General features: G+C 37.4%; 24 protein-coding genes. 14 read left to right on the top strand and 10 right to left on the bottom strand.

The genetic code is table 11. From position 1 onward, the window contains the following. Positions 1-39 precede the first annotated feature (39 nt). The 9 genes from EV695_RS06420 to EV695_RS06460 all read left to right on the top strand — a co-directional run bounded on the left by EV695_RS06420 (position 40) and on the right by EV695_RS06460 (position 9087). The gene (locus EV695_RS06420) at positions 40-1545 is read left to right on the top strand and encodes a type II and III secretion system protein family protein (RefSeq protein ID WP_131905131.1); all 1506 of its coding nucleotides are present in this window, start codon (positions 40-42) and stop codon (positions 1543-1545) included. 4 nt (positions 1546-1549) lie between these two features. Further along, positions 1550-3262, top strand: coding sequence for a TadA family conjugal transfer-associated ATPase (locus EV695_RS06425; protein ID WP_131905132.1), 1713 nt, complete (start codon positions 1550-1552; stop codon positions 3260-3262). Next, positions 3259-4110 (top strand): type II secretion system F family protein, encoded by an 852-nt coding sequence (locus EV695_RS06430; protein ID WP_131905133.1) that lies wholly within the window; start codon positions 3259-3261, stop codon positions 4108-4110. Before EV695_RS06425 ends, EV695_RS06430 begins: the two co-directional genes overlap by 4 nt. Next, entirely contained in the window at positions 4103-4981 is an 879-nt protein-coding gene (locus EV695_RS06435; protein ID WP_131905134.1) for a type II secretion system F family protein, read from the top strand. Before EV695_RS06430 ends, EV695_RS06435 begins: the two co-directional genes overlap by 8 nt. Beyond that, the gene (locus EV695_RS20545; RefSeq protein WP_131905135.1) at positions 4971-5339 is read left to right on the top strand and encodes a DUF192 domain-containing protein; all 369 of its coding nucleotides are present in this window, start codon (positions 4971-4973) and stop codon (positions 5337-5339) included. The genes EV695_RS06435 and EV695_RS20545 overlap by 11 nt, the downstream gene beginning before the upstream one ends. Beyond that, positions 5324-5815 (top strand): tetratricopeptide repeat protein, encoded by a 492-nt coding sequence (locus tag EV695_RS06445; protein ID WP_131905136.1) that lies wholly within the window; start codon positions 5324-5326, stop codon positions 5813-5815. Before EV695_RS20545 ends, EV695_RS06445 begins: the two co-directional genes overlap by 16 nt. 103 nt (positions 5816-5918) lie before the next feature. After that, positions 5919-7778 (top strand): polymorphic toxin-type HINT domain-containing protein, encoded by a 1860-nt coding sequence (locus EV695_RS06450; RefSeq protein ID WP_131905137.1) that lies wholly within the window; start codon positions 5919-5921, stop codon positions 7776-7778. A gap of 16 nt (positions 7779-7794) precedes the next feature. Beyond that, entirely contained in the window at positions 7795-8409 is a 615-nt protein-coding gene (locus EV695_RS06455; protein ID WP_131905138.1) for a DUF4303 domain-containing protein, read from the top strand. 75 nt (positions 8410-8484) lie between these two features. Then, the gene (locus EV695_RS06460; RefSeq protein ID WP_131905139.1) at positions 8485-9087 is read left to right on the top strand and encodes a hypothetical protein; all 603 of its coding nucleotides are present in this window, start codon (positions 8485-8487) and stop codon (positions 9085-9087) included. A 425-nt stretch (positions 9088-9512) separates the two neighbouring features. Here EV695_RS06460 and EV695_RS06465 read toward each other — a convergent pair whose 3' ends face one another. The 4 genes from EV695_RS06465 to EV695_RS06480 form a co-directional block, all read right to left on the bottom strand. After that, on the bottom strand, positions 9513-9902 hold the full coding sequence (locus tag EV695_RS06465; RefSeq protein ID WP_131905140.1) for an Hsp20/alpha crystallin family protein: 390 nt from the start codon (positions 9900-9902) through the stop codon (positions 9513-9515). A gap of 25 nt (positions 9903-9927) precedes the next feature. Further along, the gene (locus EV695_RS06470) at positions 9928-11289 is read right to left on the bottom strand and encodes a hypothetical protein (RefSeq protein WP_131905141.1); all 1362 of its coding nucleotides are present in this window, start codon (positions 11287-11289) and stop codon (positions 9928-9930) included. A gap of 64 nt (positions 11290-11353) precedes the next feature. Further along, complete coding sequence (locus tag EV695_RS06475) at positions 11354-11791, bottom strand: hypothetical protein (RefSeq protein WP_131905142.1); 438 nt, start codon at positions 11789-11791, stop codon at positions 11354-11356. A 74-nt stretch (positions 11792-11865) separates the two neighbouring features. Further along, entirely contained in the window at positions 11866-12216 is a 351-nt protein-coding gene (locus EV695_RS06480) for a hypothetical protein (protein WP_131905143.1), read from the bottom strand. A gap of 575 nt (positions 12217-12791) precedes the next feature. On the opposite strand from EV695_RS06480, the gene EV695_RS06485 reads away from it, so the two are divergent. Beyond that, positions 12792-14204 carry an L-serine ammonia-lyase gene (locus EV695_RS06485; RefSeq protein ID WP_131905144.1) on the top strand — a complete coding sequence of 471 codons (1413 nt, stop codon included), beginning with the start codon at positions 12792-12794 and terminating at the stop codon, positions 14202-14204. Between the two features lie 64 nt (positions 14205-14268). Here EV695_RS06485 and aat read toward each other — a convergent pair whose 3' ends face one another. Beyond that, entirely contained in the window at positions 14269-15030 is a 762-nt protein-coding gene (aat, locus tag EV695_RS06490; RefSeq protein WP_131905145.1) for a leucyl/phenylalanyl-tRNA--protein transferase, read from the bottom strand. A 27-nt stretch (positions 15031-15057) separates the two neighbouring features. Further along, positions 15058-16017 (bottom strand): thioredoxin-disulfide reductase, encoded by a 960-nt coding sequence (gene trxB, locus EV695_RS06495; protein WP_131905146.1) that lies wholly within the window; start codon positions 16015-16017, stop codon positions 15058-15060. A 513-nt stretch (positions 16018-16530) separates the two neighbouring features. Here trxB and EV695_RS20475 point away from each other — a divergent pair. From EV695_RS20475 to EV695_RS06515, 4 genes are all read left to right on the top strand, one after another. Beyond that, on the top strand, positions 16531-19239 hold the full coding sequence (locus EV695_RS20475) for a DNA translocase FtsK (protein ID WP_131905147.1): 2709 nt from the start codon (positions 16531-16533) through the stop codon (positions 19237-19239). Between the two features lie 19 nt (positions 19240-19258). Further along, on the top strand, positions 19259-19921 hold the full coding sequence (gene lolA, locus EV695_RS06505; RefSeq protein ID WP_165874640.1) for an outer membrane lipoprotein periplasmic chaperone LolA: 663 nt from the start codon (positions 19259-19261) through the stop codon (positions 19919-19921). Positions 19922-20045: 124 nt separating this feature from the next. Then, complete coding sequence (locus tag EV695_RS06510; protein ID WP_131905149.1) at positions 20046-21611, top strand: phospholipase D family protein; 1566 nt, start codon at positions 20046-20048, stop codon at positions 21609-21611. Positions 21612-21812: 201 nt separating this feature from the next. Continuing rightward, positions 21813-22760, top strand: coding sequence for a TIGR01777 family oxidoreductase (locus EV695_RS06515; RefSeq protein ID WP_131905150.1), 948 nt, complete (start codon positions 21813-21815; stop codon positions 22758-22760). A gap of 117 nt (positions 22761-22877) precedes the next feature. Here the strand turns inward: EV695_RS06515 and EV695_RS06520 are convergent, their stop codons facing one another. The 4 genes from EV695_RS06520 to EV695_RS06535 form a co-directional block, all read right to left on the bottom strand. Beyond that, complete coding sequence (locus tag EV695_RS06520; RefSeq protein ID WP_131905151.1) at positions 22878-24212, bottom strand: proprotein convertase P-domain-containing protein; 1335 nt, start codon at positions 24210-24212, stop codon at positions 22878-22880. A 194-nt stretch (positions 24213-24406) separates the two neighbouring features. After that, complete coding sequence (locus tag EV695_RS06525) at positions 24407-24769, bottom strand: LexA family protein (RefSeq protein ID WP_131905152.1); 363 nt, start codon at positions 24767-24769, stop codon at positions 24407-24409. 37 nt (positions 24770-24806) lie between these two features. Continuing rightward, entirely contained in the window at positions 24807-26231 is a 1425-nt protein-coding gene (gene cysG / locus EV695_RS06530) for a siroheme synthase CysG (RefSeq protein ID WP_131905153.1), read from the bottom strand. Between the two features lie 50 nt (positions 26232-26281). After that, positions 26282-26788 (bottom strand): hypothetical protein, encoded by a 507-nt coding sequence (locus EV695_RS06535; protein ID WP_131905154.1) that lies wholly within the window; start codon positions 26786-26788, stop codon positions 26282-26284. Position 26789: the final 1 nt, after the last annotated feature.

Raw genomic sequence — 26789 nt, forward strand, 5'->3', positions numbered from 1 at the left:
AAATATAATAGAATTAGTTAATAAGGAATCATTGTTACCATGGCGATAAAAAAAATAGCTTTATGTTTTTGGTTAGTAACCTTTTTGTTATTGATGAATACTCCATCTTTAGCTGATCCAAATATGAATCTTTATGTAGGGCAAGTAAAACCTGTCTATGTAGGAAAAGTATCTAGGGTGGCTGTAGGTAAAGACTCTGTATTACAAACAGTAATATTAGATGATGGTAAGATTCTTTTTATACCCACGGCTGCTGGTGAAACAGATGTAAAAGTCTGGTTAAAGAACGGTAAATATATTGGTTACCACTTTAATATACTTGCAGAAAATATGGGGAGTAAAAAAGTTATCGCACATTCCTTGTTAAGAGCGTTTCCGGGCTTAAGGGTGGTAGCAGTTGATAAACATATAATAGTTGAAGGTAAGATTTCACCTGTTGATCAAAAAACATATGAAAATGTTATAGCTAAAATTGAGAATGTTGTTTCATTAGTAAATCCTAATAAATTTAATGAGTATCAAGCTAGGCAGCTTTTAAAAGCATTTGATATACAAGGTGTTCAAATCAAAAAAGCAGGTAAACGTTTGGTTATAGGTGGAGAGGTTGATCCACAAGATAAAAAGGCTTTTGATGCAGTAATATCTAAAATACCTAACATATCATCTCTTATTAGAGAGAAAAAATTTGTTAAAGAACGAATGGTCAGACTTAAGGTTCGTGTAGCTGAAATTGATTCAAACTATGGGCGTCAATTGGGTATTAAATGGGATGAGAGTGCAGCAGGCCCTATATTTAGTTTAGCTACTCCATTAATAAGTAATGATTATTTTGGAATCGTTCCGTCTAGTTCAGAGGTGGGTGGTGTTGATTTTGTCGATCTATTACAGTCTGCACCAAATAAGACACTTACTGACTTTCGTTTTACAACAAGTATTTTTTCTAGGTTGAATTTTTTGGAGTCAAATGGAAAGGCTAGAACTTTATCTCAACCTGAACTTTTAGCAAGAAGTGGGGCAGAAGCAAGCTTTAGTGTTGGTGGAGAGCTTCCTATTGTTTTTACAAATAATGATGGGCCTCAAGTGACTTTTAAACCATATGGTGTAAGTGTGAAAATGAAGCCATTGGTTAACAGAAATAATGAAATAGTCTTGGATTTAACTACAGAGGTTAGTTCAGTAGATACATCTAATACGGTTTTGGGTGTTCCCGGTATTAAAACATCTAATGCAACTACAACCATAAATGCTTACGATGGCCGTACAATAGCAATAGCAGGCTTGCTAGATGTAACCGCAGGAAATGATACTGCTAAAATACCGTTTTTAGGTAATATACCTGTGTTAGGTCATTTGTTTAAAACGAAAGGAAAGAATTTTGCTAAAAGAGAACTAGTTTTTTTGGTTACTCCTCAACTAATAACTCCTTCAAATGAAAACAATACCCCTATGCAGTTACGAGATGAGATAAAAAGCTTAGAAAACTTTCAAGTACCGTTAGATAGAGATATTAAAGGCTCTTCTTTTGTAACAGACATATTGGAGTAAATATATGTTTGAAGTAGAAGCATGGACAGCTGGAGGAAAGAAAGTTGAAAAAATTGTATGTCATAAAAAAAATGCAATTATAGGTAAAGCACCTGATAGCCAATTGAGATTATATGGGTGGAGAATTGGGTCTAATCATGCTCAGTTGGTAGAGGCTGAAAATGGGGTATATATATATAATAACAAATCTAAAGGAAGTAGTACTTTTGTAAATGATTCTGAATATGAAGAGTACGGTCCATTATCAAGTGATGATGAGATTAGGATTCATAATTATATAATAAAAGTAACTCATATTGGAGCTACCAAAAAAGAAGTACCCATAAATGATATAGAAAAAGCTAACAATACTAATAATGCTCATAAACCACTTTTAGATGAAACTAACAACACTGCGGTTATTAGTAGAGAGGTTGACGCTAGTAATATTGAGAAACAAAAGTTATACAAACTTTGGCAAGTAACAATACATGAACAACTGCTGCAACAAATGGATTTGCGTAGATTAGCTGTTCATGAGATGTCCGATGAAGACTTAAGATCCCTCACTGAAAAAATTCTTATAGAAGTAATTGATAAAAATAAAAATTTTCCTGTCGAAATAGATAAAAAAGAGTTAACAAAAAGAGCCTTAGCTGAAGCGATAGGTCTAGGCCCAATTGAGCCTATGCTTGAAGATGATTCAGTAAGTGAAATAATGGTAAATTCTGCTGAAGAAATATACTACGAAAAAGATGGTAAATTATATAAATCCGATGTCACTTTTTCTAGCAATCAAGCGGTGCTTTACGCCATTGAAAGAATTGTTACCCCGTTGGGTAGACGTATCGATGAAAGTTCTCCGCTCGTTGATGCCCGATTAAAAGATGGGTCTCGAGTAAATGCAATCATTCCTCCTTTAGCACTTAAAGGACCAAGTATTACAATTCGTAAGTTTATGAAACAACGTCTTCATGGTGATGACTTGGTTAGATTTGGATCTGTTTCTAAAGAAATGATGGAATTTATAAATATGGCTGTTGCGAACAGGCAAAATATTATAGTTTCAGGTGGTACAGGTAGCGGTAAAACAACTTTATTAAATATACTTTCTAATAAAATTCCTGATAATGAGCGTGTAGTTACAATAGAGGATTCTGCTGAACTTCGATTATATCAACCAAATCTTGTTTCTTTAGAGTCAAGGCCACCTAATCAAGATGGAAAAGGTGAGGTTAATATTCGTGATTTAGTAAAGAACAGTCTTCGAATGAGGCCAGATAGAATTGTCGTAGGTGAGTGTCGAGGTGGTGAAGCATTAGATATGATGCAGGCAATGAATACGGGTCATGATGGGTCATTAACGACTCTTCATGCAAATAACGCAACAGATTGCCTATCAAGGCTTGAAGTTTTAATTCTCATGGCTGAAATGGATTTACCATCTAGAGCAATTCGAGAGCAAATTGCATCATCAGTGGATATTATTATTCAGCAAACTCGTTTTCCATGTGGAAGCAGGAAAATTACCAGTATTAGCGAAGTCTCAGGTATAGATAGTGGCAGAATACAACTTGGGGAGATCTTCCGCTTTGAGCAAAATGGATATGGCGAAGACGATAAAGTAAAAGGTAAATTTATTGCTACAGGCCAAATACCTGGATTCTATGAGGAGCTCAGATCAAAAGGTTTGCCAGTTAATGTAGATATATTTGACAAGGGCAGGGTCGTGAAATGAGTTCGATACTGTTGATTCCACTTTTAGTAACTGTAACCGTAGTAATACTTGGATTAATTACTTTTAGTATAATTCAAAATGCATATGCGGAATACAAAAATTCATTTCATACTAGTATCCAAAAAAATATGATTGAAATGTTTTTATTCATACCTCCAGAAAAAATGTTCATACTTTCTATTGTTCTAATACTGGCTGTATTTTATTTAACATACCTTATTACAGGGGCATATATTCTTGCCTTAACGTTAGCCTTTATTGCAGTAGCTGTTCCTAGAATTGCGATTCATCTTATGCGGAAAAAACGTATTAAAATGTTAACTTCTCAATTACCTGATTTTCTAATGTCAGTATCTAGAGCTATGCAAGCTGGTTCTAGCCTAAGTCAATCATTAGAGGTTGCAATTCAAGAAGATAGTGGGCCAGTTTCTCAAGAGTTTGCTCTAGTTATGAAAGAAGTAAGGCTTGGAGTTGATTTTAATGAATCTCTCGATAATTTCTCTAAAAGAGTTCCTATTGAGGAAGCTAATCTTGTTGCAAACGCGATTAAAATATCACGAGAAATAGGTGGAAACCTTTCAGAAGCAATTTATCGTTTATCAGTTACATTACGAACAAAACTAGAAACAGAAGGAAAAATTGATGCTTTAACAGCACAAGGTCGGCTTCAAGGTATAGTTATGACATTATTGCCAATATTCTTAGGTTTTGTAATCTACAAGATGGAACCCGAGGCCATGTCGAAAATGATTGAGGAACCAATAGGTTGGTTAGTCATGGCTATCATTGTAGTTATGGAGTTATTAGGCTACTTTTTTATACGAAAAATTGTAAATATTGATGTTTAATCAAGAGCAAATATTATTATTAATTCCTTTACTGGCTAGTCTTGCTGTTGTCTTGCTTGTTTTGTCAGTTACGAGTATTGAAAACCCTATTCCCTCGGAAGACCGAATATATAAAGATCCCATACCTTTTTTAATGAAACCTTTATGGCCACTATTAAATCTATTATCTATACCTGCACAATACCTACCAGTTACTTATATATTATGGTTAAAAGATAAGTTAAAACAATCAGAGCTAATTTATCTTTTCAATCCAGAGCAATTCTTTGGTCTTCAGTTATTATCTTGTGTTCTTTTTTCTTTCAGTACATGGGTGTGTCTTAATGTACTTGGGGAACATAATATAAATTATATTGTTTTAGCTGGAGCAGTAGGCTTATTTTTGCCATTAATAAGTTTAAATGATCGAAGAAAAAATAGAGAATTAAAAATAGTAAAAGCTTTACCAATTTATCTTGATTATATAACTATGGGTGTTCAATCAGGTTTAAATTTCAGTGGTTCACTTATTCAGGCTACGGAAAAAGGACCAGAAGGACCTTTAAAAAGAGAGTTAATGATAGTGCAAAGAGATATTAGAGCTGGAATTTCCCGCCTTGATGCCATGAGAAATATGGCAGAACGTTTAGATATAAGGGAAATTACTAGTTTAGTTTCTACGATAGCTCAGGCAGAAAGAACTGGTTCTGATTTAGGTGAAAGTCTTAAAATTCAGGCTGATCAACGAAGAATAGAAAGATTTCAACGAGCAGAGGCCATGGCGCTAAAGGCCCCTGTTAAACTTGTATTTCCATTGGTTGCTTTTATTTTTCCTACTACATTTATAATTTTAATGTTTCCAATTGCGATGAAATTAAGGGATGTCTTATAAATATTGTAAAGTCAAATTAGCGCGTTCCAATAAAATATTATTTGAAAATGTTCGTATTCCAAATAGTTTTTATTGTAATGCTAAAGGTTTACTTGGTGAAAATAAATCTAGTAAAAATTTATATATGTTATTCAGAAGGTGTAATAGCATTCATATGTTTGGAATGAGGGTAGCTTTAGATGTCATTTTTCTTTCATCTGAAAATGTTATTCTCAAATGCGTAGAAAATTTGAAACCATGGCAGTTATCTTATTGTTTTAGAAGCTCACAAACTTTAGAGCTACCTATTGGGACAATACAGAAATATAGATTAGTAAATAATATGAAATTGGAGATACAAGAATGCACAAAACCATAACACAGATAGGAATCCTATTATTAGTCTTGGGGCTATCGGCATGTTCTAATTCTGGAATGAATAATGCAAGTGTTGGGGAAGGGCCTAAAAGTGTTAGTGGTACTCTTGCTCCTCGAATAACAACTGCCTATAAAGCATATGATGAAGGACGTTTATCTACCGCTGAAACGTTATTATTAAAATATACAAATGATCATCCTGAATTTACTGATGCATGGTTTAAACTAGGTAATATTTATTATAGAACAGGTCAATATCCTGCTGCAATTACAGCATATGAAAATGTTATTCAACAAGATAATAAACATGGTAAAGCTTGGTACAATTTGGCTTTAACTCGTATTAGGCAGGCAGAGGAAACGCTTATGGCTGGAGAGGTAAAATTCGAGCCGGGAGACGAACGTAGACTTAGGCTCACATCTCTAAAAAAGAAAATAAGATCAGGTGTGAGACAATATAAGCCGAAGAAACAATAAGGACTAGTTTTTTAGTCATTGAACTTAACAACAAAGAAAAGAACTATCTGTGTTTGTTGTGTACTGCTAGAAAGTTTTAGTATGTTGAATAAGGAAATTTGAAATGTTTGCATATACAAAATATACCAAATCTACTTTAGGAGTGAGACAAATAGGTCAATCAATGACTCAATATCTCATTCTGATGTTCATGCTAGCAGTTGGTAGTTTGGTTACTATTGGTAACGCAAGCAATGCTGGGCGTCATCAAATTGCTGCAGTGAGCCACGAAGTTGCTGGAGATCATGCAGGTTCTGTTCGAAATACTACAGAAGCTCAAAAAAGCTCAGGTTACGCTAGTGCTAGTGCTTCTTTACCTTATAGCATGAGTAGTAATTCATCAAATCCTGTTACTAATCCAACAGGAGATACCCCTACATCCCCTGCCGACCCTGGTGATACCCCTGCATCTACAGACCCTAGTAATCCAATTACAAACCCAGATGGAACAAACCCGGGTGGAACAAACCCAGATGGAACAAACCCAGATGGAACAAACCCAGATGGAACAAATCCAGATGGAACAAATCCAGATGGAACAAATCCAGATGGAACAAATCCAGATGGAACAAATCCAGATCCGGAGGAGATACAATGTACAACTACATGGGAAGATGAAAAATACCAATCTGGTGAATGTGATGGGTGGTGGTGTGAAGTAACAGGTAACTTTGTAGGTGAAGTAAAAGCTGCAGCTAATGTAGTAATGGATTTTTTGACCGGGGTACTTCAAGGTATTGGAGATCAAATTAATGACCTTTGGGAATTGTTAAAGAACCCTGGGGTATTGTTGGATGTAGCAAAAGCTTTCATTGATGATCCTAAGGGTACTATTGAGTCAATAATATCTAGTGTTGTAGATGATGTTCAAACTGTAATGAATTGTGGTCCACAAGATGTAGGACGCATAGTTGGTCAGAATGTCAACCCTGCAGTAGCACTCAGAGTATTAGATAAACTGGCTGATATTGCTGGTAATGCTAGATTAGCTGATTACGTTACTAACAAAAGGCGTGATATTGAGTGTCTAAGTTTTCCAGCAGGTACACCAATATGGACTGCTAATGGACTAGTGAATATTGAACAAATTACTAAAGGTAATATTGTCAATTCTCGAAACGAAAATAACTTCATTAATAGCCAGCAAAAAGTTACTGCACTTCACTCAAGGGTAGCGAAAGGTTTTCATCGGATTACAACAGAAAAAGGTATAATTGAAGTTACTGAAGAACATCCTTTTTGGGTACAAGGTAAAGGATGGGTAGAAGCTAAAGATATTGAATGGGAAGATCCAATAGCTACAGTTGATGGAGATGTGATTTCTTATCAGAACGATTATATTGAGGGATCTGTCAAAGTATTTAATTTCTCAGTTAGTGAGACCCATAGTTATTTTGCTGGAAATTTCGGAGCATGGGTTCATAACGTAGATTGTGATATTCGTGGTCCAAGTTTCACTAGAGCTCTAAATTCTTTTGTTAATGATGTTAATAGCAGTAACTTTGCAAAATGGAAAAATGACGCCATAGCTGATGGAGTAAATCCTGATCATATAAAAGACATAATATATGAAGGCTCTTTACAAAAAGGTGTAAATATTTGGGGTAATAATTGGAAGAAGTATTATTCTGAAATCTCAGGAACTGATTATCCTGGCCCTCCCAGTCATGCTCACCATCTTGTAGAAAAAGGATCTACTTCCCCAGCAGCGATTGCTAATAGGCAAATTCTTGAAGATGCCGGTATTAATGTACAACTACACAGAGAAAACCTAACTTGGGCCCCTAATGAAGCAGGTATTCATGGTTCAACTCCTCAACAAGCCCTTAATTCTTTATTGAATGATGCTATTCAAGGAAAAACAGGACAAGCTAAAATTGATGCTATAAATGATGCTCTAAGAAGTTGGTCAGAACAGTATTAGAAAAGGTACTTAATAAATGATGTTTAACGAAATTTGTCAGGACTTAGAAAGGGAACTTTATAAAGCTTGTGTGAGATACTTATCTTTACTTCAAAATGATGTGAAAAACGAGAAAGTATATGCTTTTGCAATTTTAATTGAATCCGGATTTGTTTCAATGGGTATTTCTGTAAATACAATTGAAGGCTTAAAAGAGAGAAGGATTAAAGAAAAATCTGTTACCCCAGTTGAACTTATTACCCCTGATATATATTTAGAAATGAGCTCTGCAGAATGGAAATACCAAAATAAGCATTGGGACGTATTTGTTTCAGTAAATAAAGTTTTAGATACTTTTTTTGAAAATTTATATGAAGGAAATGGTTTTGTTGATATTGATAAAAAATTAAATGTTGACGAAATCATGAATTTCGCTGAAAGTCGTTTTATACAAATTATTTTGAATGTTCTTAAACGTATTAAGTCAGATAATTTGTTGAATGGAAGTACTTTGTTAAATGATTTGTTTTTGGGTGTTCAATTCAATGATATTGGAAAAGAAGAGATAGTTTTGATAGAGAAAGTTTCAAAGGAACTTAATTCGATGTATTGGCTAGATAAGGTACTTCAGATGAAAAACCTAATTAAATAAAAATTAGGATTTTAATTAGGCTTAGTTTCCACAAAAATTTTTTCACTTTTTCTCCTGAAAATATAAATACACATCATGATATTACATGCAAAAAAAACTTTAATCAGACAGATATTTCTAGGTGTATTTTGTTTAGTAGTGGTAACTATAGATAATAATATTTATGCTGAAGTTGATCGAGCAAAACGTCCTTTTGTTCGAATTGAATCATTCAAAACTGGATTAAATGTTCCTATTCCTGATCGCCCAGCCTGGAAAAATTCAATAGAACCACGTGCCGGAACTTATGCTTTATTAATATCAACTCCTGAAAAATTTTATCCACAAGTCAGTATGGAACTTGTTCTTAATCATCGTATTAATCTGAATTCAATCAAATTTGAATCAGTTGTGGTTAGTGGGCTTAACACAATTCGTAAAAAATCAGGGGTTAATGAGGTCATTACAAAAGCGGATTTAAAACGTGTCGTTTATGGAGATATGCAAGCTTATGAAGATTCTTATCAGATGGAATCAAAAGAGAGAAATTATTCTATAAGAAGCATCATGGGTCTTATGCCGTCGGGTCATCCAATTACTATTTTTATTGCAACACCTAAGGGTCAAATGAATCATATTAAAGACATCACTAATACGATTATTAAAAATTTAAAAGAGTTACCTAAAGATATCAAGTAAATCTTAAATCTAGAATAGACCCATAATCAATTTTTATCTCATTTGTTAGTAGTTATAAATTCTATAGAGTTTGTCCGATACTGATATTTTTCCATTGATTTTCTAAATATAAGTAACGGTATCTTTTTCTAGATATGTTTTTAGGAAAAAGCTTTTCTAACTATTTGTATTATTTAGTATGAACAAGTAGTTATTAATAAAATAGACTACATATAAGCAATTGATTAAGTGGTGATTTTTAAGGCTCTTAAAATCCCTCGGTGGCAACACCGTGCCGTTTCGATTCAGGCCTTGGGCACCATTAATAACAAAGTAATATCTTTCTTTGTTCTTGCAATTATTCATTTACGTTCTTTAGCAATATTTTCAAACAAAAAATTAAAACTTAAATATATGTTCTTGTTTTTTCTAGAGCGTACTTCAATCTATTCGTCTGTTTTTTGATTAATTTTGGGGATAGTAAACACAACGAGTTTGTTTGAGTTGACTCTCTTTAGGTGTTGCAGATCTGCGTCATTTGGAAATCGATACGAGTAATTTACAAACTGCCCACCGGCTATAGCATTGCCGGATATCATGCCGCCATTTTGTGCAGTGATTTGTAATTCTGTTTCAATTATTTTTACTTTTAGTTGTGATGATTCAATTCCATCAATGTGTATTTTTAGATAATAAGCCTTATCACTTTCAGTTCGTTCGCTTGAAATAGATAAAGAGTTAACCGACGAGCCCGAAAAAGCGATGTCTGCATAAGTCACAAACAAAAAAGTGCTTGTTAAAACAAGCACTATAAGTTTTGAAATATAATTAATCATGTGTCTTTTGTTTTAATTGATCGATTTACTTTCTCCAGCGAGCTCCTTTTTCAATAGGAACATTTAACCATAATGCTAGGTAAGTATTAGCACCCAACATATTGTCATTAGGACTTATGATTCTGGCCTTTACAAAGTCGCTATGTAATCGCTTTAACAGAGCGCTATCAGATAGTTTTGAGTAGCTCCTATCTTTTCTATAATGAGCCAGTATGTCGCGTCGTACAGTTGCTTTTCCGTCAATAATGGATTTGCTATCAATAACTTTTCCGTTTACAGCTCTACGTTGCACTAAAGTAGTATCTTTTTCAGGGCGTTTTAGTAGTTTACGTACGCCATCATCAACATATTCAGCATTGACAAAATCTGACATAACCTGATTAATTAATAACTTATCTCGCATATCGACTAACGAAACCTTACTTTTATTTTTTAGTCTAACTCGAGAGTTACCTCGATTGAAGTTATGGAAGTCGTAAAGTTGATTTGAAGAAACTAAATCTTTGAAACCAATTTGTTGTTTATTGTCTGAATTTGGTAAGCATTTCCAATAAGGAACATAAGTGTATCTCCCTAGTGCTTCAATGACTCCCCACTCAATCAGTAAACGAATAGCTTTGTGTCTGGCATCTACAACAGATCTTTCTCTGCTGTAACCTATCGAGTTTCCGTCCACACTTAAGCCAAAAGAGAGGTCATTTCCTTTCTGGTAGACTTGTACTGTATTTGTCGAACTGCTGTTATTAACAACGTCTCCAACATTTGCGCTAGCTATTCTAAAATCCATGGTCATTCTGGCCACGTTGGTCACTTTATTTGCAGAAGCTTCCAGATTTGTTTCACCAGAACCGCTTCCAAATTCAAACGATCCTTCAGTGCTGGTTTTTGTGTTCCGTATAATGCGATCATATTCCGTCAATGCGCCATAAAGTTGTATTGTCGAATAGTTATAGTGAGATGGTTTAAAGCGGCCCAGGAACTGATCATCAATAGAATTATTGATACTTTTATATCTTGCTGCATCAAGTAGTTCGCTGCTGGTTGGTATGTGTGATATTCGAATGGGGCCGCCAATACGTGAGACCAAGCCGAGTGTCATATCCGTAAAATTATTGGGTATTTCACTATCAGGGTATGTGCTTGATGATACGTTGGTAGCGTCTTTTACATCTACGATTGCAACTCTTAAGGGAGCAACTTTATTGCCACTAGTGCGATAGGTAGATAGCATGTCACCAAAGCATCCAAGAAAATTAGTTGCTCTAGTTTGAGTATCGGATGGGTATTCTAAATGTTTACTAAATTCGTTTTGACGATTAGAGGTTGAACAGGCACTTATTAATATGGTGATACTTACAACGGTTAGTTTTCTTCTCCACTCTTTCATAATAATGTCCTTAATATGTTCTTTTTTTTATAGTTCTATTCCATTCTAGAGAAGAGAAACAATGCTATCGTTGAATGGCTATTGAATCACCTTCATTCTGATTTAAGATAATTATGGTATCAGCAGTGGTTCCCGGTGGAATAATCACTGATCCTGCAGAGGCACTGTCTGTCCCAGAATTGTTCGTAAAAACTGTTGTATCTTGTAATAGCCCCTCGACTGTATCAGTTATTTCACCTACTTCTCTTATTGTTTTTCTTGAATTATTCACAATGTGAGCAAGCAGGAAATCAACATTAAATAAACTTGAGTCAATTCGAGAGTCGAAGTCGTTTAATGGTTGTTTTAATGACGGTGGATCGAATCTACCTGCCAAAGCTGCATTGGATAAAGTTGCTAAAGATAAATATAAAATACAGGCAGTAGAGGTTTTCACTTTTGATAACTTAATTTGCTTAACAAATTCCATGTTAGAACTTATAAAACATGCTTTAGTTTTCATTTGCTACTCTCCTCTACTATCTGTGTAGTTAGTATAATTACAACGTTATACCTTAATGTACTCTTCCCATTCTATTAATATCCCATTGTATTAATATGAATAGAGCCAGCTGTTGCATTTCCAACTGCGATTGCATTTTTACTTCTGTTCTTCACATCATCAAAGTCACAAGCACAAGCGCCGCCTTCTAATACAATAGAGCCTGCTATAGCACGACCTGCCGATACATTAAGGTAGCTACTTGAAGAACCAAGTAATCCTGAACTCGATCCTCCAGAGCTACTTTTACCAATTGCCAGTGCATTTTTAGACTTATTAGATAAATCTGTACCACCACCGCCGCCATGGTGTCTTCCGCCACCAGCATATGCTGAAGTTACACCTAATGCTAAGATTGCTACTGCTGTTAATAATTGAATTTTCATAATAATTTCCCTCACAAAATAAATTTAAAATTCAAAAGTAAACAATACTGATTTCCTTCATGTGAACTGTTTACTTTTATCTTACGGTATAAAGAAAGAATGAACTTATTTCCTCAACCGCAGACAAACTATAATCTTTGTTATCAATATAGTTAATAGTCTAATGGGCTTAATACTTATGTACTAGTACATTCGGGTAATATGAAAATTTATCGTGATTTTAAATATAGTAAATTAAATCAATGAGATAAGTTATTGCTTGTATTTTAAGTTCACACTTTGCACTTTTTATTTTGAGTATTTTCGTTCATTTGTGTGACATATTTCACAAAATTTAATGTTCTTCAAAACTTCGAATTTATTGATATGTGCAAAAATTTTGAATAAGACCTTATTTAAAATTAAGTTATTAAAAATAATTTACCTATAAATATAAAAATATTTAGTCTTAAAAAATCAGCTCCAAAGTAGGGGGGTGGGTAATTTCATTAACTATTCCTGTTAATGATCATTATTTGACATATATTAGTCTCTTATATTTAAATTTCTGTTTTCAAATCATATAGAGTCGCCGCATGGCTATTAGTATCTTCGATTTATTTAAAATTGGTATAGGACCTTCAAGTTCTCATACTGTGGGTCCCATGGTGGCAGCAAATACTTTTCTTGTAGGTTTGCAAGAGCGGGGGAGTCTGGGTGCTGTAGATAGCATCTCGGTGGATCTTTATGGTTCGCTTGGTGCTACCGGCAAAGGGCACGGCAGTGGCAAGGCAGTGCTTTTGGGTTTGATGGGTGAAAAACCCGATGAAGTTGATGTCACCAAAGTACCAGAGATTTTTAATGAGGTTCTTACCTCAAAGAAGATCAAATTGGCAGGTACTGAAACAATCAATTTTGATTACGATGTTGATATTACTTTTCATCGAAAGAAATCCTTACCGTTTCATGCAAATGGCATGATGATCACTGCATGCGATTCTAGCGACGATATTTTACTGGAAAAGATCTATTACTCTGTGGGTGGTGGTTTCGTCGTAGATGATAGTGAGCGCGACCAAGCGCATTCCCCCATTAAACAGAACGACACTGTTTTACCGTATCAGTTTAATACTGGGGATGAATTGCTCGCATTGTGTAAAAAAGAAAAACTTTCTATCAGTGAAATCATGTTGCGCAACGAATGTGTCTGGTTGCCAGAAGCAGAAGTACGTGAAAAATTATTAAAAATCTGGAAAGTCATGCAGGAATGCGTAGATGCCGGGTGTAAAAATACGGGTATATTGCCTGGCGGTCTAAAAGTAAAAAGGCGTGCTGCGGAATTATGTCATTCATTAGAAAACAAGCTTACTAATGAACAATATAATCAAGGTAGCATGGATTGGGTGAATTTATTTGCATTAGCGGTAAATGAAGAGAATGCCGCTGGTGGACGTGTTGTTACTGCGCCGACTAATGGTGCTGCAGGTATTATTCCTGCTTTAATACACTATTACGTGCATTTCTGCCGTGCTTATAAACGCGATGGTGAAGATGGGATTGTTAGGTTTTTATTAACAGCGGCTGCAATCGGCATCATCATAAAAGAGAATGCGTCAATCTCTGGGGCTGAAGTAGGTTGTCAGGGTGAAATAGGTTCTGCCTGCGCCATGGCAGCGGCTGGGTTAACCGAAGTGTTAGGTGGCACGCCAGAGCAAATTGAAAACGCAGCTGAAATCGGTATCGAACATAATCTGGGTTTAACGTGTGATCCTATAGGTGGTTTGGTGCAAGTTCCGTGTATCGAGCGTAATGCAATGGGCTCGGTTAAAGCAATTAATGCGTCCAGGATGGCATTGCGTGGTACTGGCGAGCATTTTGTTTCATTCGATAAAGCCGTAGCTACCATGCGAGAAACGGGTAAAGACATGCGTTCTAAATATAAAGAAACGTCACGTGGTGGTTTAGCGATTCAAGTGATAGAAGTGCCAGTTAATATTGTTGAGTGCTAATGAGATAAACAATTAAGTGCTTATCAGTTTATAAAGCCACCCCCCTACTTATAAGGCTTTTTTATTAAGAGTCTTCTGGGTGCCAGCGTGATAGATCGATACCTTCTTCAAACTCCCACTTGGGTTGTGTAAAAGCACGACTGGTTTTCAGAATTTGTAAGTATTCGTCTCTTGGGATGTCTATTGCGCCCATGCTGGTAAGGTGAGAATTGGCAATTTGACAGTCTATCACTGAGTAACCCCAGTGCTTAATGTGATACGCCAGAGCAACAAACGCCATTTTAGAAACATCACGTTCTCTGCTGAACATCGATTCGCCACTGAAAACGCCACCAGAAGCTACGCCATACAGGCCACCAACCAGTTCCTCTTCTGCATTCCATACTTCAACGCTATGGGCGATACCTTGTTCAAATAAACGTTGATAGGCATCGTGCATTTCATTTGTTATCCAGGTACCTCCTGAGAGTGCTCTCGGAGCAGCGCACGCTTTAACCACTGCTGAAAAGTCCGTATCGAATCTAATTGAGTAACCATTATTGAGATTTTTTCTTATGGATTTTCTAAGGCTTCTACTTATTTTGATAAGTTCGGGAAATAAAACAGCGCGTGGATCAGGACACCACCAGTAGATCGGTTCATCGGGGTTAAACCATGGAAAAATGCCAGATTTATAGGCATTGATCAAGCGGGTAGGGGAGAGGTCTCCACCAAAGGCGAGTAAGCCATTAGGTTCGTCCCAAGCCATTTCCGCGGGTGGGAATGGCTCGTCACTGGCATGCGGGTCAAGTAAAACTAAAGAAGTCGGTGATTTTTCTGAAGCCATTCTTTTTGCCTATATTCGGATGTTTGTTTAACTCTCTGCTAATTTATCCATAAATTTTTCTGCATCTAATGCGGCCATACAGCCTGTGCCAGCAGAAGTGATTGCTTGACGATAGACATGGTCCATTACATCGCCAGCTGCATACACGCCCTCGACGCTAGTTTGGGTCGCGTTACCAGCAGTGCCGCTATTGACTGAAATGTAACCGCCTTGCATATCAAGTTGTCCTTCGAAGATATCTGTATTGGGTTTGTGTCCAATTGCGATAAACACACCATGAACATCTAGTTCTTGTGTTTCTTCGGTTTTGACGTTTTTAATGCGCATGCCTGTAACGCCTGCATCATCGCCTAAAACTTCCTCTAAAACATTGTCCCACATCAAAGTTATGTTTCCGGTCTCAGCTTTTTTTAGAATCTGGTCACGTAGAATTTTTTCAGAACGTAATTCATCACGACGATGTACAAGGATTACTTCACTGGCAATATTCGATAAGTATAAAGCTTCTTCTACAGCAGTGTTGCCACCACCAATAACTGCAACTTTTTGATTGCGATAAAAGAAACCATCACAGGTAGCACAGGCAGAAACGCCGCGGCCTTTGAATTTTTCTTCAGACTCTAATCCTAAATACATAGCAGATGCGCCGGTACAGATGATGAGTGAATCACAGGTATATTCGTTACTTCCGCCTTTTAATTTCAACGGTCTTGAACTGAAATCTACCGAGGCGATGTAATCAATGATTAATTTTGTGTCGAAGCGTTCAGCATGTTTCTTCATGCGCTCCATTAGTTCGGGGCCTTGTACGCCGTCATTGTCACCTGGCCAGTTATCAACATCTGTAGTTGTCATCAATTGGCCACCTTGTTCCATGCCAGTGATTATTACTGGGTTAAGGTTTGCACGTGCGGCATAAACAGCTGCACTGTAGCCTGCAGGGCCTGATCCTAAGATGATGAGAGGGTGATGTATTGCGTCGCTCATGGTGATGCTCCTGAGTAATCTGTTTATATAATAATTGTTTGGTTTATACCTCGTTATTTTTGTATAACATAACTGAGGCTATAATATTTCTGGCTATGCTATGTAATGTTCGCATTAAGGTAAAGCAATACTTATTTATTCAAGGTTTCCAAAGCGTATCTATTCATTTATAAAATTATTTGCTATCTGTTGACGAATTAAAACGGATGAACCAAAACATAAGTACTTGAAACTAAGTAAATATAATTTTGTGTAAAAGATTTAAAATCCTAATGCGCGTAGTTTCTACGTAGAAAGCTTCAAATTGGATGTGTTATGTGGTAATCTGAAGTCAACATATAAGGGCTTATATGTTAAGCAATTCAGTGTTTTATGGAATACTGTTTATGCATAATTATAAAATAAAACGTAAAGTGTTACTTTAACAACAAAAAAGGAATATGAATTGTTGTCTACCTGGGCATAAAACGGTAGCTAACAAAACGCTTTCCTAAAGGAAATGGGGATTTTCAATTGGCTACCAAAAAAGCGCCGTCTAAGCGAACCACGAGACGTAATACCAAGTCTTCAACGCAATCTAACGAAACATCTGGTACAAACTCTGCTGTAGAGAAGTCAGCCTTAACATCTAAGAAAAAAGGCAGCTTAAAACAAACCAGTATTTTTATATTGTCAGGCGTAACTGCCGTCATCTTACTGGCTTTATTCAGTTACCATCCGGCTGACCCTGGGTTGTTTGTTCACGATAGCAATGCTGTCATTCAGAACAAAGCAGGTTCGTTTGGGGCTTATCTGGCTGATGTGTTATTTGGGTTCTTCGGATATTTATCCTATCTGGTGCCTATTGCTTTTCTAGTATCCGCATTTTTACTCTTTAGATCCTCTAAAGAACGAAACAATGGCATTAATCTCGGTATTTCCGTGTTTGGTGTGTTCCTTGCACTAATCGCCGGTTGTGGTTTGGCTATCCTGCTTTGGCCATCTAGTAACCTTGCCTATGGCGCTGGCGGTCTGTTAGGGCAGGGAATTGCTCGAATATTTATGAAAACGCTGGGTGATATCGGCGCAACTATGATTCTGTTTTCTGGTTTTATCGCAGGTGTTACTTTATTTGCAGATATTCAGTGGTTAAAACTGATTGATAAAATCGGCGACACCATCCTTAGCACAATCGAACTCTTTACTAGTAGTAGCCCAAATAAAGAGTCTTACGAGACTGGCACTATCCCTATGTCATTCGAAGCTAATCTTGAACCTCAGAAACAAGCAACAAATAATGGTGAATCAGCGAGCATTGCTGGTGCAATAGGTGCCGGTTTATCTGGCTTGTTCTTATGGAAAAAGTCATCTACTGATAATGAATCGGGTGTTGGTTTTAATCATCCTCGTTTTGATCCTCTGGATGATATGACAACTAATGCAGACGTAGAGGCTGAGAAACCAAAGAAAGCTAAAAAGAAATTATTAGAAAAAGCACTAGGTAAAGGAAGAAAACAACGTCAAGAGCCTGTGTTAGGTGTGCCTGACTACATGACGAATGAAGATGACTATCATGAGCAAGATGTCCCTGTTGCTGGTTTAGACGATGTTATCACTGCTAAAAAAGTATCGCCTACAAGTAAGAAAGTATTAAAGCAGGAAGCAGATAGTTATCAAGCACCTGTTCAAAATAATAGACAGGAAAAAGCTGCTGCACCGAGAGTATCTCCTTCTATTTCATTGGATAAGGCGATTACACTGCCACCAATTAGTTTATTAAATCCACCACCGCAAGGACAGGGGCATTTCTCTAAAGAGCAAATTGAAACACATGCGAGAAATATTGTTGAAACACTAGAGCATTTTGGTGTTCGTGGTGTGCAGATTGATAGCTACTACCCAGGACCGATCATTACACGTTTTGAGCTATTATTACCTCCGGGAACCAAGGTTAGTAAAATAAGTGGTCTTGCTCAGGATATGGCACGAAGCATGTGTGTTTCGAGTATTCGTATCGTTGAAGTTATTAAAGGAAAAACTACTATTGGTCTTGAGGTTCCAAATGACACCAGAGACCTCGTAGCAATTAGCGAAATTCTTGATTCAAATTTATTTAAAGAAGCTAAGTCACCATTGACGATGGTGCTTGGTAAAACGATTGCAGGTAAACCTGCCATAGCTGATCTAGCGCGTATGCCTCATTTACTTATTGCTGGTACTACGGGTTCTGGTAAGTCAGTTGGTGTAAACGCAATGCTCATGAGCTTGCTGTATAAGTCGACACCAGATGAAGTTAAACTCATTATGATCGATCCTAAGATGCTTGAATTAAGCATCTACGAAGGTATTCCACATTTACTGACTCCAGTAGTTACTGACATGAAAGATGCCGCTAACAGCTTACGTTGGGCAGTTGGTGAGATGGAACGACGTTATGCCTTGATGTCTCATCTTAAAGTTAGAAACGTTGCTGGTTACAATGGCAAAATAAAAGAAGCGATGGATAAGGGTGAGCCACTGACTGATCCAACTTTCGATCCTACGATGCATGTTGATGTTCGTCCTAGTGTTCTGGAGCCGCTTCCTTCAATCGTAATTGTCATTGATGAATTTGCTGACATGATGATGGTGGTTGGTAAGAAGGTTGAAGAGCTCATCGCACGTTTGGCGCAAAAGGCTCGTGCTGCTGGTATTCATTTAATTCTAGCTACACAGCGTCCATCTGTAGATGTTATAACCGGTTTGATCAAAGCGAACATTCCTACACGAATCGCATTTCAGGTTTCTACACGAATTGATTCTCGAACTATTCTTGATCAGGGTGGTGCCGAATCCTTACTGGGTCATGGTGACATGTTGTACCTACCTCCAGGTACTGGTTTGCCACAACGTGTTCACGGTGCTTTCGTTGATGATAGTGAAGTTGAAGATGTTGTTGCTTATTGGAAGCTCCAAGGGGAACCTCAGTACTTAGAAGATGTCATACAAGAAACGGGATCACCAGATGCGATTCCGGGATTGGAGCCTTTGGCTGAATCAGAAACAGACGCGCTTTATGATCAAGCTGTTGCAATTGTTACTGAATCACGAAGAGCCTCGATCTCTTATGTGCAACGTCGCCTAAAGGTAGGTTACAACCGCGCCGCATCAATGATCGAAGATATGGAAGCAGCAGGCGTTGTGAGCGCAGTTCAATCGAATGGAACGCGTGAAGTACTGGCACCTGAGCCTCCTAAAGATTAAGAGACAGAGACCATTGTTTATGATTAATTCGTTACTAAGTAACAAAGTTAAATTAACGTTTGCCACAACATTGTTGGTAGCATCAACAACAGTCATTACATCAGTTAGTGCCGCTACGAGCGAAGCACGAGCGCGCTTAAATAACTTTTTTACAGGCGTTTCCAGCTTAGAGGGAAGCTTTACACAACAGGTGTATAGCAAAAAGGGCAAAGTAATTCAGAATTCTACTGGACTTATTTCAATGAGTCGTCCGGGGAAATTCCGTTGGGTATACAAAACACCAGATCCACAAGTGATCGTAGGTGATGGTAAAAATATCTGGGTTTATGATGAAGACCTGGAGCAAGTCACCATTAAACCTATGACACAGGCTATGTCCAGCGCCCCTATTGCTATTCTTACACGCAAGCAAAGCCCTGATGCACAATTTGTGGTTCAGCCCATAAAAGGCGGCGGTGGTTTAGACTGGTTTCAATTAACGCCAAGAAAACAAAGTAAAGATTTTCGCTACATTGAAATTGGTATAGATAAGAATGGAGGAATGCGCCAAATGGTCATGCATGATCAGTTAGGGCAAAAAACTGTTGTTCAGCTTAATGCCAGAGTAAATGTGCCTATCAGTGGAAGTACCTTCTACTTTAAGATTCCACAAGGCGTTGATGTGATTGGAAAAGCTATCTAATAGTAATAACTGGAATAATAATCCAGTTATTGGGCATAAAATAAATTACTAAACTAGTGTCAAACAAAAGAACTAAAAATAAGACACTTAAACTCAAGTCAACTTGATAGGCATAGAAATCTGTATGGGTATAATTTATGTTCTCAAACCAGTAACTTTACTCAATATAATATGCAAGCTGGCGATACCTATATTATTTCTCTTTTTATCTGCTTGTGATAAAGCTGAAGAACGCGTAACTGAGTCTACACAAGACTTCTGCTCTACTATTGTAAAAAAAGAAGTTGCTTCACTTTCGAAATTTTTAACACCTTTTGCCAAAAAAATGGAAAGTAGTACAGGGGTCTATGTATTAGAACAAGGTACTGAGGCAATGATGTCTAGGGCATGGTTAAGTGACCATGCAGAGCATACTATTGATGTCCAGTATTTCATTTTTTCTGCTGATAATATTGGTTTAATCGCTACTGATTATCTTGTGAGAGCCGCAGAAAGAGGTGTAAAAGTTAGGATTCTCGTTGATGACCTCATGGTCGATGCGAATGGTGATGAACTATTAAAACTGGCTGCACATGAAAATCTATCAATAAAAATTTATAACCCCATGGCTAATATTGGGAAAAATATTGCTCAAAAGTTATTTCATCTATCAACTGACTTCCATGGTTTTAATCAACGTATGCATAACAAAACCTTCACGGTTGATAGTAAGGTATCAATTACAGGTGGAAGAAATGTTGCCGATGAGTACTTTGGTTATGATCATGAGTATAACTTTAGGGATCGTGATGTTTTATTGTTAGGCGGTATGATTCAAACCATTCAATCATCGTTTGATCAATATTGGGACGATTCATTAAGTGTTGATATTGACAGATTAGTAAAGAGTAATGAAACATTTAATAGCAATTTTAACGATTTGCATCAATACGCCTGTAACCCAGTAAATTTTGTCCCAAAAGTTCGGGAGATAATAAATGATCTTTCATCTACTTTTAGTGAAATTCAAAGTGATGGAAAGTTGTATTGGGTTGATGGGGTTGAATATGTTTCTGACTTACCAGGTAAAAACGATAGGAGTGAATATTTAGGGGGTAGTGGTATTTCAACCCAGCGTCTTATCTCTCTCGTTAAAAATGCCAAAAAATCGGTCATCATACAAACTCCCTACTTAGTGACTACTGATTTAAGTCGAAACATATTTAAAGAGCTTATTCAAAAAGGGGTTGAAGTAAAAATACTGACAAACAGCTTAGCCTCAAACGATAATCTTGAAGCCTTTAGTGGTTACCAGCGAGATAGAAAAAAACTATTAAGGACGGGCGTGGAGATTTATGAATTTAAGCCTGACGCTAAGATCAGACAAAAAGTTATGTCAGGAGACATGCTTGGTCATTTAGATCGTATGCCGATTTTCGGTTTACATGCTAAGTCGATGGTTATTGATGATGAAATTACAGTAATCGGTACATTTAATCTTGATCCTCGTAGCGCAAATTTGAATACCGAAAGCATTACCATCATTCCTTCGAAGGAAATCACTAGAGACGTTAAATCTGGTATGTTAGAAGAAATTAAGCCAGAAAACGCCTGGAGAATTACAACAGAATGGAATCCTGATGGTGAAGTCGATAAAGTTAAACAATTAAGAATTAAAATAAGAAGGGTTATTCCTAAGAATATTTTATAACTCACGTACTCTGGCCTCACATAGTTTGGTAAAGACAAGCTGGTTCGATCTAAGAGATGAGATCGTCCTACTAAGTTATAAAAAAACCTCATAAAAGTAGGGGGGGGGTGTTTTAATCCATTAAAGAGTTTTTTCACAACTATTTAACATCTAGTCAGTCATAATAAGAATACTTTCAAACTAATTTAAGGTGTTTTATCTATGTATCAACAGCGCTATTTAATTACTGGTGGTTCAGGGTTTATCGGAACTGAACTGATTAAGCAATTGCTGTTAGAAAATCATGATGTCACCGTTCTTACTCGCAATGAAGTTAATACGGCGAAACACTTTGCCGCTGTCATGGATGCTGAACGTGAAGATTTTCAGACCAAGGCAAAAGTTAAAACAATCAGCTCTTTAGATTCGATCAATCCAGATCAGTCATTTGATGCAGTCATTAACCTTGCTGGCCAAGGTATCGCTGATAAAAAATGGACTAATGAAGTAAAACAGCAGCTAATTGATAGCCGTATAGACACGACAAAAGCCTTATACGAATTTTTAAATGAAGCGTTGATTAAGCCTGAAGTGGTTATTAGTGGTTCTGCGCTTGGGTATTACGGTGTAGATGCAACGAATGAATCCATAAATGAAAATGGTGATACCGATAATAGTTTTTCCAGTCAATTATGTCAGCAATGGGAAGCGGAAGCACAAAAAATAGAAGCGTTAGGTATTCGTACCTGTTACTTACGTACCGGAATCGTTCTTGGTAAAGGCGGTGGCGCGTTAGCCAAAATGCTTCCACCTTTTAAAATGGCTTTAGGTGGCCCTATTGGTAGCGGCAAGCAATGGATGTCATGGATTCACATGACTGACATCGTAGGACTGATTCGATATGCCATTGAGCAAGAATCGATAATAGGAGCTATCAATGGAACAGCGCCCGTACCTGTAACCAATAAAGAATTTTCCAAAACACTCGGCAAAGTATTAAAGCGGCCTGCGATCTTCCCAATGCCTGAATTTGTGGTGAAATTATTGTTTGGGCAAATGGGTGAAGAGTTATTGTTAGCAGGTCAGCGTGTTGTCCCTGAAAAAGTTACTCAGGCTGGATATCGATTTAAATACGCTAATCTGGAAAGTGCCTTGAGAGATATCGTTTAACTAAAAAAGTGCTCAAAAGTAGGGGCGTGTCTTTGAGATTACCCCATATCAATTAGGGATTTCTTCATAAAAAAGCCATCTTAATAAGATGGCTTTATAATAAGAAATACGTATTGGTTAGTATATTCTTTTTCGTTGCAGCGCCATTCCAAATAATAACAATAAACTCAGTAAGGCAATTAAACCTATTTGATTCAAGCTCGGAATATCTGTAGGTACTGGTATTGTTTCACACGTTTCAAATGACAAACCCCACGAATTAAGTGTACCAGTATCAAAGGTCGCATCATCGGAAATTTCCAATATCCAGTCACCTAACGGACTTTCGCCAATAAAAGCGCCGAAGGCACCTTCTGGAACTAGAGGTGTTGCAGTAACAGTATCTACAAATACGTAATCAGTTACTGGTCCGTTTGTTGCATCATCGCTAAACGTTGTGCCTGCAAATACATCACTAAAAATAGAACCGTTATCGGTAGATACCGTTACACGACTTCCTGTCGGTGATGTAAGAAATATATCTAAATCAGCATTAAAGGTATGTGTGATATTAACATCCAGATTGACCTTACAAACATAACCATCAGAAGCGATAGTAAGTGTATCCATAACTGTTGCATTGTCAGTGATCGCTAATGCAGGGGAACTCGTCACAGTAGGAATAACAGTGACTATTGGAGCTACTGGTAAGGTAGTAATAGTTAAATCCCAACTATTTATGGTGCCAGTGTCACCTCCTGCATCATCAAATACATCTAAGGTCCAGGTACCATTAGGATTCTCACCTATGAAAGCAGCTAGAGCGCCTTCTGGTACTAAAGGTGTTGCAGTCACAAGATGAGTATAAGTGAAATCGGTTACATTGTTTGCAGGGCTGGTGTCTATGGCATCATCGTCAAAAAGTGTGCCACTGAAAACATTATCGTTACTACTTCCATTATCTGTACTAATAACTATTACGGTGCCTGCAGGTGAGGTTAGCGTTATATCTAAGTCAGCGTTAAAGGTATGGGTAATATCTAGATTCAGATCTACATCCAGAATATAACTATCAGTTGTATTTACAGTTGTAGTAACTTGGGTATTGGTATTGTTAAGTATAGCGGCTGCAGGAGTTTCTGTAACCGTAGTAGAATTGTTAGCAGAATTAGGTAATGGAGCTGGTGCTTTTGCTGCCGAGTTAATTATTGGAGCTTGTGAATTAACGGCATTGCCAAATGGGTCATCGCCTCCCAGGGAATCAGATAAAGCTTGATAATCCGATAATAAAGAATTTAAAGAAGGTTGATCATTATTTGCTCGAGCTGAATCAATTTGATCTGCTTTGCTTGCTAATTCCGAATAAATTAGGTCTTTATCCATTGCGTATAAAGGCGTAAACAGACTTATCGATAGGCAAGCAATTAAGGTTCTAGAACTATGCTTAGTAAAAAATTTAGTAGAAAATTTCATTAGTGTATCTTCTCCCTGATAACTATAAACAAAATGTGTTAATTCAAAATAATGCTGAATATTTCTTATTATTTTATAGTGAACTACTATATTTATTGTGATTAATTATCAAGAATCAGATTCACTAGTGGTTGTAGTCTATACCCACTGTCTCTTTTTACAACAACATATTTTTCAAATGAAAAAAGAAACCGTTAATCATAATGCTTATGGTAAGTACGCTTTTTACCCGCTCGTTGTGTAATGACTCCTTCAATCTGCTCCCATTTGATCTCAATAGTTTCATAGAGATCATTTAATGGTTGCAGAAAATACCTTTTATCTTTGATGCGTAATTGGCGGAAGATATATTCACTTTTGTTATCCACCGCAAAAACAAAAGACCCATCGCGCGCGACATGACCTGGGTCGATAATGATAATACATCCCGCTGCAAATTCAGGTTCCATGCTGTCGTCAATGGTTCTTAGTGCAAAAGGTTCTGCTGCTGAGCAACTGTCTCCATCGCTCATGTTTTGACGGAATGCTTCCTGTATGTCTATTTTGACTTCATTCATGTGTGTTTCTCATTTTGTTGCTTACGTAAATGATCTGCTATGTCTTATGCCGCGTAAATTCTGATGCTTCTTTTACATGTCGTTGTGGTTCGTACCAATGCAATTTATCGTGTAACTTAACCACTTCGCCAATGATTGTTAGTGTGGGTGCTCTTACGCCCGAATCTTTTACTAGCTGCGGTAATGTGTCGACTGTGCCAATATGTACGCGTTGGTTCATGGTCGTGCCTTGCTCAACCAATGCGGCGGGCATGTCACCTGACATGCCGTGTGCTTGTAATTGCTCACTGATGACCTTGATGCCTGTTAATCCCATGTAGAAAACAATGGTGTGATTTTTCTGGGTTAGTTGCTCCCAGTTTAAATTGATTGTGCCATCTTTTAGGTGTCCGGTAGCAAACGTCACGGATTGTGCATAATCACGATGAGTTAACGGAATGCCTGCATAGGCTGAACAACCAGACGCTGCTGTAACAGCTGGTACTACCTGAAATGGTATATTGTTCTCAGCGAGTTTTTCTATTTCTTCACCGCCGCGGCCAAAGATAAAGGGATCGCCGCCTTTTAAACGAAGGACACGTTTCCCTTGTTTTGCCAAATCCACTAATAGATCATTGATTTTATCTTGTGGAACAGCATGGTTTTCTTTTTCTTTGCCTACATAAAGACGTTCTGCATCTTTATTTGCCATATCAAGAATTGCTTTTGATACTAATCGGTCGTAAACCATCACATCAGCCTGTTGCATCAAGCGCGCTGCTTTAAATGTCAATAAATCAGGATCTCCCGGGCCTGCGCCGACTAAATACACTTCACCTTGCGCGCTCGATTTACCTTCGGCGAGTTGTTCATCGAGCAGCGTTCTTGCAGCGTCATCCTGACCAGCGTATACGAGTTCTGAGAATGTTCCTTTTAATGCTGATTCCCAAAACTCTTTGCGTTGTTGTTGAATAGGGAAAACCTGTTTCACTTTTTCTCGGTATTCTTCGGTAATCGCAGCAAGACGTCCGCACGCTGAAGGAATCATAGTTTCCAGTTTCATGCGTAATTGTCTTGCCAAAACAGGGGAAGCCCCTCCTGTGGATATGGCAACAGTCACTGGTGAGCGATCTAAAACAGAAGGAAACAGGAAGCTGCCTGCATCTGGATCATTAGCCACATTAACAAGAATATTCGCATCGTTAGCGGCTTTAGCGATCTCCTGATTAACGTTTATATCATTGGTTGCCGCAACTACTAAAAATGCTCTAACGATGTCAGTGTGCTCGTAAGGCCTTCTTAATATAGTGATACGTTTTGAATCTGCATTTTGCTGTAAGTCATTATGTATGTCGGGTGAAATAACCGTCACAATCGCTTCCGATTTTAACAGGCTATCGACTTTACGACTCGCTACCGGTCCGCCGCCTACAACGAGGCAATGACGGTCTTTAACGTTTATGAATATTGGAAAATGTTTCATGTGTTTTCTACTTTTAATGTTCCTGTTGGCATTCTTGGCTATATGTAACGTTATTTCTTTTTATGGCGTTTGGGGCGTGACTGGTATTTCACTATATCTTTAACAATTTCCCCATAAGGAAGTTGGTCAATCGTTTGGTAACGCTTTATTGCTGCTTGCATGGTATGATGTATATTGATTACCATTTGCTGCTTAACTGAGTTAGTCTCTTCGTCATGATTCGTTTCTATTTTGGTGTTGGTGTTGGAGTCATCCTCAAAGATATTCTGTAATGCAAGCATGCCGCCTGCTTGAACTTGTAGTTCTTTATTGTGCGGCATAGGTCCATCAATAGTGACTACTTTTAAGGAGAAGCGAGCGTTATCTCTAATAGCATTCAATATTTGTGTGCATTGTTCTAAAGCCTGTTTTGACTGACAAGCAACACCTTCTCTGGTGGCTAATACAAATTTACGCTTAAGCTCGCAATCGCAGCGTCGGTTAGTAATGGCCTTCTCAAAAACACATCGGTTTGGGTTTAGTTTGTTATAGGTGTTTTTGAATTCTATCTCATCCATG

The sequence above is a fragment of the Cocleimonas flava genome (assembly GCF_004339015.1).
Taxonomy (GTDB): Bacteria; Pseudomonadota; Gammaproteobacteria; order Thiotrichales; family Thiotrichaceae; genus Cocleimonas; species Cocleimonas flava.

What these genes read in the sequence shown, in the direction of transcription:
- EV695_RS06425 (WP_131905132.1), top strand. Translation starts at nt 1,550, where the DNA reads ATGTTTGAAGTAGAAGCATGGACAGCTGGAGGAAAGAAAGTTGAAAAA.
- EV695_RS06475 (WP_131905142.1), bottom strand. Translation starts at nt 11,791, where the DNA reads ATGAAAACTAAAGCATGTTTTATAAGTTCTAACATGGAATTTGTTAAG.
- aat (WP_131905145.1), bottom strand. Translation starts at nt 15,030, where the DNA reads ATGGCTTCAGAAAAATCACCGACTTCTTTAGTTTTACTTGACCCGCAT.
- EV695_RS06435 (WP_131905134.1), top strand. Translation starts at nt 4,103, where the DNA reads ATGTTTAATCAAGAGCAAATATTATTATTAATTCCTTTACTGGCTAGT.
- EV695_RS06535 (WP_131905154.1), bottom strand. Translation starts at nt 26,788, where the DNA reads ATGGATGAGATAGAATTCAAAAACACCTATAACAAACTAAACCCAAAC.
- EV695_RS06445 (WP_131905136.1), top strand. Translation starts at nt 5,324, where the DNA reads ATGCACAAAACCATAACACAGATAGGAATCCTATTATTAGTCTTGGGG.
- lolA (WP_165874640.1), top strand. Translation starts at nt 19,259, where the DNA reads ATGATTAATTCGTTACTAAGTAACAAAGTTAAATTAACGTTTGCCACA.
- EV695_RS06450 (WP_131905137.1), top strand. Translation starts at nt 5,919, where the DNA reads ATGTTTGCATATACAAAATATACCAAATCTACTTTAGGAGTGAGACAA.
- EV695_RS20545 (WP_131905135.1), top strand. Translation starts at nt 4,971, where the DNA reads ATGTCTTATAAATATTGTAAAGTCAAATTAGCGCGTTCCAATAAAATA.
- EV695_RS06465 (WP_131905140.1), bottom strand. Translation starts at nt 9,902, where the DNA reads ATGATTAATTATATTTCAAAACTTATAGTGCTTGTTTTAACAAGCACT.
- EV695_RS06525 (WP_131905152.1), bottom strand. Translation starts at nt 24,769, where the DNA reads ATGAATGAAGTCAAAATAGACATACAGGAAGCATTCCGTCAAAACATG.
- EV695_RS06430 (WP_131905133.1), top strand. Translation starts at nt 3,259, where the DNA reads ATGAGTTCGATACTGTTGATTCCACTTTTAGTAACTGTAACCGTAGTA.
- EV695_RS06520 (WP_131905151.1), bottom strand. Translation starts at nt 24,212, where the DNA reads ATGAAATTTTCTACTAAATTTTTTACTAAGCATAGTTCTAGAACCTTA.
- cysG (WP_131905153.1), bottom strand. Translation starts at nt 26,231, where the DNA reads ATGAAACATTTTCCAATATTCATAAACGTTAAAGACCGTCATTGCCTC.
- EV695_RS06510 (WP_131905149.1), top strand. Translation starts at nt 20,046, where the DNA reads ATGGGTATAATTTATGTTCTCAAACCAGTAACTTTACTCAATATAATA.
- EV695_RS06420 (WP_131905131.1), top strand. Translation starts at nt 40, where the DNA reads ATGGCGATAAAAAAAATAGCTTTATGTTTTTGGTTAGTAACCTTTTTG.
- EV695_RS06455 (WP_131905138.1), top strand. Translation starts at nt 7,795, where the DNA reads ATGATGTTTAACGAAATTTGTCAGGACTTAGAAAGGGAACTTTATAAA.
- EV695_RS06460 (WP_131905139.1), top strand. Translation starts at nt 8,485, where the DNA reads ATGATATTACATGCAAAAAAAACTTTAATCAGACAGATATTTCTAGGT.
- EV695_RS06470 (WP_131905141.1), bottom strand. Translation starts at nt 11,289, where the DNA reads ATGAAAGAGTGGAGAAGAAAACTAACCGTTGTAAGTATCACCATATTA.
- EV695_RS06515 (WP_131905150.1), top strand. Translation starts at nt 21,813, where the DNA reads ATGTATCAACAGCGCTATTTAATTACTGGTGGTTCAGGGTTTATCGGA.
- trxB (WP_131905146.1), bottom strand. Translation starts at nt 16,017, where the DNA reads ATGAGCGACGCAATACATCACCCTCTCATCATCTTAGGATCAGGCCCT.
- EV695_RS06485 (WP_131905144.1), top strand. Translation starts at nt 12,792, where the DNA reads ATGGCTATTAGTATCTTCGATTTATTTAAAATTGGTATAGGACCTTCA.
- EV695_RS06480 (WP_131905143.1), bottom strand. Translation starts at nt 12,216, where the DNA reads ATGAAAATTCAATTATTAACAGCAGTAGCAATCTTAGCATTAGGTGTA.